The sequence below is a fragment of the Ruegeria sp. CH8 genome (assembly GCF_056536985.1).
Genome location: NZ_JBQFQR010000016.1, coordinates 132714 through 139558, shown reverse-complemented (window position 1 = coordinate 139558; position 6845 = coordinate 132714). Strand labels below are relative to the sequence as shown.

At 60.3% G+C, this 6845-nt stretch carries 5 protein-coding genes; all 5 read left to right on the top strand.

Annotated features, from left to right (window positions below; translation table 11 throughout):
- Positions 1–169: 169 nt before the first annotated feature.
- The 5 genes from pta (at position 170) to ACR0ER_RS18215 (ending at position 6787) form a co-directional block, all read left to right on the top strand.
- Complete coding sequence (gene pta, locus ACR0ER_RS18235; RefSeq protein WP_480770168.1) at positions 170–1192, top strand: phosphate acetyltransferase; 1023 nt, start codon at positions 170–172, stop codon at positions 1190–1192.
- A gap of 71 nt (positions 1193–1263) precedes the next feature.
- Positions 1264–2295 (top strand): YeiH family protein, encoded by a 1032-nt coding sequence (locus ACR0ER_RS18230; protein WP_480770167.1) that lies wholly within the window; start codon positions 1264–1266, stop codon positions 2293–2295.
- Between the two features lie 27 nt (positions 2296–2322).
- Positions 2323–5142 carry a molybdopterin oxidoreductase family protein gene (locus ACR0ER_RS18225; RefSeq protein WP_480770166.1) on the top strand — a complete coding sequence of 940 codons (2820 nt, stop codon included), beginning with the start codon at positions 2323–2325 and terminating at the stop codon, positions 5140–5142.
- Positions 5139–5888 (top strand): 4Fe-4S dicluster domain-containing protein, encoded by a 750-nt coding sequence (locus tag ACR0ER_RS18220; protein WP_170329463.1) that lies wholly within the window; start codon positions 5139–5141, stop codon positions 5886–5888. The genes ACR0ER_RS18225 and ACR0ER_RS18220 overlap by 4 nt, the downstream gene beginning before the upstream one ends.
- Positions 5888–6787 carry a dimethyl sulfoxide reductase anchor subunit family protein gene (locus tag ACR0ER_RS18215; protein ID WP_480770165.1) on the top strand — a complete coding sequence of 300 codons (900 nt, stop codon included), beginning with the start codon at positions 5888–5890 and terminating at the stop codon, positions 6785–6787. Before ACR0ER_RS18220 ends, ACR0ER_RS18215 begins: the two co-directional genes overlap by 1 nt.
- Positions 6788–6845 lie beyond the last annotated feature (58 nt).

Sequence of the window (6845 nt, the reverse complement as noted above, 5' to 3'; positions counted from 1 at the left end):
CCCTGAACCAGGCCATCGAGGACCAGAAGAACGGCATCACCACCCTGATCGAAGCCATGATCAACCAGGAACTGGGTGAGCCCTTCCGCCGTGACGCGATGAAAAAACCCGTCGAAGTCGCCGGTATCAGCGCCGACGACATGAACCAACAGGCCGGGGTTTAATCCGCGTGAAGCCTCTGCGCGCCATTCTCGGGACGGCAAGCGCCTCTGACAAGATCATCGCCCTGTCCGAGGGCGATGACCCCCGCATTGTCGAAGGCGCGGTCATGGCCGTGAGAGAGAACGTCGCGCGGATCATCCTGATAGGCAACAAGGCCGAGGTTTCGGCCTTGTTGCAGGCCCATGAGGGCTATGATCCCGAACGGATCGAAATCCACGATCCTGCTGACTCTGAGTTAAAACCCGAACTGGCGCAGGCGCTGTACGAGCGGCGCAAGCATCGGGGCATGACGCTGGAAGAGGCGCAGCAACAGATCACGGACCGGCTAAACTATGCCGCCATGCTGGTGCAGCAAGGCTTCGCAGACGGCACTGTTGGTGGCGCGGTTGAAACCACATCCGACACCGTGCGCGCCGCGTTGCAGATCATTGGCACGGCCCCGGATGCCGCAATGGTCTCAAGCTTTTTTCTTATGTTGTTCTGCAAGGAACATCACGAGGTCAAAGGTGCCCACATCTTTGCCGATTGCGGTCTGGTCGTTGACCCGGACGCGCAGCAAATGGCCGAGATCGCCCGCGCCTCGGCCGCATCCTACGAGACCCTGACAGGTGACACCCCACGCGTTGCGATGCTGTCCTTCTCCACCTCGGGCAGCGCCGAACATGCCAAGGTCTCCAAGGTCGTCGAGGCCACGCATATCGCGCGCGAAAAAGACCCGTCGCTTCTGATCGACGGAGAGTTGCAGTTCGATGCGGCCTTTGTGCCCGAGGTTGCGGCCAAGAAGGCCAAGGACTCGCCGCTGAAAGGTGAGGCCAATGTCTTTGTCTTTCCCAGCCTGAATGCCGGAAACCTTGGGTACAAGATCGCCCAGCGTATCGGCGGGGTCGAGGCGATCGGGCCGGTGCTGCAGGGCTTGGCCAAGCCCGCTAACGATCTGTCGCGCGGCTGTTCCTCCGAAGACATTCTGCACATGATCGCCGTGACGGCCGTGCAGGCTCAACACGCCAATTCCAAGCCGGAGACGCGTTGACCCGGCTACCGAAAACCCTTGGCGGCGCACCCGCCGAAACCGCAATTTTTTCAAGAAGGCATGTCGGGTAGATGCTGGCAAAGACTGAACTTACGTCTCTTTTTGGCGCAAACGCCTCACTGACGATCCGCACCCTGTTTCCAGGCGTGCTGGTGGCGATGACCGTTGCCGTGACCGCCAAGTTCCTGTCCGAGCATTATGCCACACCCGCCATGTTGATGGCGCTGTTGCTGGGCATCGCGCTAAGCTTTATGGGGGAAGAGGGCAAAACCGTTCCCGGCATCGGCTTTGCCGCGAAATCGCTGCTGCGTCTGGGCGTTGCGCTTTTGGGCGTGCGGGTTTCGATGACGCTGATGATGGGGCTGGGCTGGGATCTGATCGCGCTGGTCGTTGGTGGAGTTCTGGCAACGATTGCCTTTGGCTTGCTGATCGCGCGGTTCTTTGGCCACAAATGGCGCTTTGCCTTCCTGACCGCAGGATCGGTTGCGATCTGCGGAGCATCCGCTGCGATGGCGATCAGCGCCATCCTGCCCAAGGATGAGCGATCCGAGGAACGGCTGATCTTTACCGTTTTGGGCGTCACCGTGCTGTCGACCATCGCAATGATCGCCTATCCCATTCTGGTGCGCACGCTTGGCATGAGCGACGTGGCAGGCGGCGTGTTCCTTGGCGGCACGATCCACGACGTCGCGCAGGTGGTTGGCGCAGGCTTCTCGATCTCAGAACAGACCGGCGACACCGCGACATTGGTGAAACTGTTCCGCGTTGCGATGCTGGCACCGGTGGTTCTGGTCGCCTCGCTGATCATCCGTGGTGTCACCGACATGGACGAGGCAGGCAAACGCCCCCCGATCCTGCCCAGCTTTGTCGTGGGCTTTCTGGTTCTGGCTGCGGCCAACTCATTCGGCCTGATCCCGCCCTTCATCTCGGAACTGCTCAGCCAAACATCGCGCTGGTTGCTGCTGATCGCCATCGCGGCGGTCGGCATGAAGACCAACCTGAAACAGATCCTGTCGGTTGGTGGCGCTGCAATCGCCCTTATCGTCGTAGAAACTCTTTTTATTGCAGGAGTTATCCTTGCCGGAATAACATTCCTGACCTGATACGCTGCCCCGACAGAAGGACGCCAGATGACCATCCAGCAACCGAAGATCGACACCAGCCCCAAAGTCTCGGACGAGGTCCGGCGCACAACCTGTTACATGTGCGCCTGTCGCTGTGGCATCAACGTGCATATGAAGGACGGCAAGGTCGCCTATATCGAAGGCAACCGTGATCACCCGGTCAACAAGGGCGTTCTGTGCGCCAAAGGGTCGGCGGGCATCATGCAGGTCAACGCGCCGTCCCGCTTGCGCAAACCCCTGCGCCGCGTGGGTCCGCGTGGATCGGGTGAGTTTCGTGAGATCGAATGGGATGAGGCGATCAGCACCGCCGTCGGCTGGTTGAACGAGCTTCACGAAACCGCCCCGCAGAAACTGGCCTTTTTTACCGGTCGCGACCAAAGCCAGAGCTTCACCTCTTTCTGGGCGCAAAATTTTGGCACGCCGAACTATGCGGCCCATGGCGGGTTCTGTTCCGTCAACATGGCGGCGGGCGGCATCTACACGATGGGCGGTGCGTTCTGGGAGTTCGGCCAGCCCGATTGGGAGCACACGAAGCTGTTCATGCTGTTCGGCGTGGCCGAAGACCATGACAGCAACCCGATCAAGATGGGCATCGGAAAGATCAAGGCGCGCGGCGCGCGGGTGATCGGGGTGAATCCGATCCGCTCGGGCTATAACGCTGTCGCCGATGACTGGGTCGGGATCACACCCGGCACCGATGGTCTGTTCATCCTGTCACTGATCCATGTGTTGATGAAGGCGGGCAAGATCGATCTGGATTACCTCAGCCGCTACACCAACGCGCCGGTTCTTGTGAATGCGTCCGAGGGGCCTGAGAACGGTCTGTTCCTACGCGACGAAGACGGAAAGCCACTGGTCATCGACCGCGTAACGGGCGAGCCCACCGCATTTGACAAACCCGGCGTCCGCCCGGACCTCTCAGCCACCTACGAAAAAGACGGCGTCACCCATCGCCCGGTCTTCCATCTGATGGCCGAGAAGTACCTGTCCGACGACCACGCCCCCGAGGCTGTCGCCGACCGCTGCGGCATCCCCGCCAAACGCATCCGCGCCATCGCCGCCGAGATCGCCCGCGTTGCTTTTGACGAAGCCATCGAGCTGGACCACGAATGGACCGACTTCCGGGGTGAGACGCATTCCAAAATGATCGGTCGCCCGGTCAGCTTCCACGCTATGCGCGGGATTTCGGCCCATGCCAACGGCTTCCAGACTTGCCGGGCCCTGCATGTGCTGCAAATCCTTCTGGGCACGGTCGAGGTCCCCGGTGGTTTCCGCTTCAAACCGCCCTACCCCAAGCCAGTCGAGGCACACCCCAGCCCCCACGGTGACCGTCGGCCCGGTCGTCCGCTGGAAGGTCCACACCTAGGATTTGTGCGCGGCCCCGAAGACCTGCTGATCGACGACTGCGGCACGCCGCAGCGCATCGACAAAGCATTCACCTGGGAAAACCCGATGTCCGCCCACGGGCTGATGCATATGGTGATCTCGAATGCTGCTGCGGGCGATCCCTACAAGATCGACACGCTGTTCATGTATATGGCGAACATGTCGTGGAATTCGTCCATGAACACCAAGGGTGTGATGGAGATGCTGACCGCCCGCAATGAGGACGGCAAATACGTCATTCCAAAGATAATCTACTCCGACGCCTATTCCTCGGAAATGGTGGCCTACGCCGACCTGATCCTGCCCGACACCACATATCTTGAACGGCACGACTGTATCTCGCTGCTCGATCGCCCGATTTGCGAGGCCGACGCCGCCGCCGACGCCATTCGCTGGCCGGTGGTTGAACCCGACCGCGACGTGCGCGGTTTCCAGTCGGTGCTGATCGAACTGGCCAACCGCATGAGCTTGCCCGGCTTCACCAATGAGGACGGCACCCCCAAGTGGAAGGATTACGCCGATTACATCGTCAACCACCAGCGCAAGCCGGGCATTGGCCCGCTAGCCGGGTTCCGGGGTGAAAACGGTGACAAGGAAGGGCGCGGAGAGGTCAACCCCGACCAATTGAATCGCTATATCGAAAACGGTGGCTTCTATGTCGCGCACATTCCCGAAGGCGCGGATTATTACAAACCGTGGAACGCGGCCTATCAGGACTGGGCCGTGGGGATGGGGATTTATGACAGCCCGCAACCCTACCTGTTCCAGCTCTATTCGGAACCGATGCGCAAGTTCCAACTGGCCGCCGAAGGGCATGGCGATCGCCAGCCGCCCGAACACCTGCGCCAACGCATCAAGGACACAATGGACCCGCTGCCAATCTGGTATCAGACCGACCAGCAGGGCAACGAGGGCTTCACAGTCAACGCCCTGACCCAGCGCCCGATGGCCATGTATCACAGCTGGGGCACCCAGAACGCGTGGCTGCGCCAGTTACACGGACGCAACCCGCTGTATGTCCCGACCAAACTGATGCGCGAACACGGGCTGCAAGACGGAGACTGGGCCAAGGTTACCTCTCCGCACGGGGAAATCACCGTTCCGGTGATGGAGATGGCAGCGCTGAACGAAAACACCGTCTGGACATGGAACGCCATCGGCAAACGCAAAGGCGCATGGGCGTTGCAAGAGGACGCACCAGAGGCGACCAAGGGCTTCCTGCTGAACCACCTGATCCACGAACTGCTGCCGCCAAAGGGCGACGGGCAACGCTGGGCCAATTCTGACCCGATCACCGGGCAAGCTGCATGGTTCGACCTGAAAGTGAAAATCGAAAAGGCCGAGGCCCCAAGTGACGCGGAAAGCCAGCCCGAATTTGGTCCGATCAATTCACCCGTTGGCACCGGCCCGAAAGATCTGGCGTGGAAGGTAGGCAAATGACTCAACTCCCTCAATCCACAGAACGCAAGATGGGTCTAGTCATCGACCTCGACACCTGTGTTGGCTGCCACGCCTGCGTGATCTCGTGCAAAGGCTGGAACACCGAGAACTACGGCGCGCCGTTGTCGGATCAGGATGCCTATGGCGCCAACCCTTCGGGCACCTTCCTGAACCGCGTACATTCCTACGAGGTCACACCGGCCGAAGGCCATGCCCAACTGATCCACTTCCCCAAATCCTGTCTGCATTGCGAGGACGCCCCCTGCGTCACCGTCTGCCCCACAGGGGCCAGCTACAAACGGGTCGAGGACGGCATCGTACTGGTCAATGAAAGCGACTGTATCGGTTGCGGGTTGTGTGCATGGTCCTGCCCCTACGGCGCACGTGAACTGGACGTGGCCGAAGGTGTGATGAAGAAATGCACACTCTGCGTTGACCGGATCTACAACGAGAACCTGCCCGAGGTGGATCGCGTGCCCTCCTGCGTGCGCACCTGCCCCGCCGGCGCTCGGCATTTCGGTGATCTTGGCGACCCGGACAGTGATGTCAGCAAACTTGTGGCCGAGCGTGAGGGCATGGACCTGATGCCTGAGATGGGCACAAAACCCGTCAACAAATACCTGCCGCCGCGACCCAAGGATCAGATCGAGGACCAGATCGACATTCTGGCACCTCTACTTGCCCCTGTCGCCGAAGAGCCCAAAGGGTTCCTTGGCTGGCTCGATAAAACTCTGGAGAAGCTCTGATGCACCCGGCCCCTTCTGTCATCATCTTCACGACCTGTTCCGGCTTGGGCTTTGGGTTGCTGTTTTTCCTCGGCCTCGGCCAACCTGCGGTAACCGGTTTCGTCGCTTTCGTTTTCTACGTCATCGCCTATGCACTGGCGGTGGGCGGTTTGCTGGCTTCAACCTTCCACCTTGGCCACCCAGAACGCGCCTGGAAGGCCTTCAGCCAATGGAAATCCAGCTGGCTCAGCCGCGAAGGGGTCTGCGCGGTTGCCGCACTCATCGTCATGGGACTTTACGCGCTGGGTGCCGTATTCGCAGGCAGTCACTGGACGATACTGGGTTGGATTGGTGCACTGCTCAGTCTGGCCACCGTGTTTACCACCTCAATGATCTACACCCAGCTCAAGACCATCCCGCGCTGGAACATGAACCTGACGCCAGCGATGTTCCTGTCCTTCAGCCTCGCAGGTGGCGCGCTATTGGCTGGAGCCGAGGCGCTGGCCCCTTGGCTGCTGGCTATCGCTGGCGCAGTGCAGCTTGCTTATTGGGCCAAAGGCGATGGCGCATTGGCGCAATCCGGCACCAACCTGGGCACCGCCACCGGTTTGGGAAGCCGGGGCAGCGTTCGCGCCTTCGAGCCGCCGCATACCGGAACGAACTATCTGCTACGTGAATTCGTCCACGTGGTGGGCCGCAAACATGCGCAGAAACTAAGGGTTATTTCCTTTGGTCTGGCGTTTGTGCTGCCCTTGCTGCTGATCCTGATCCCGGTCTCGGGTGTTGCGATCAAACATTTCTTTGCGCTGCTGGCCGTGTTGTCGCATCTAACCGGCGTCGTGGTGTCTCGCTGGCTGTTCTTCGCGCAGGCGGAACACGTAGTAGGGCTGTATTACGGCAAGCGTTTAACCGTAGCCTAAAAAGAAAATGGGCGGCCATCTGGGATCAGAGGTCGCCCATCCATTTTGATTTTCTAAA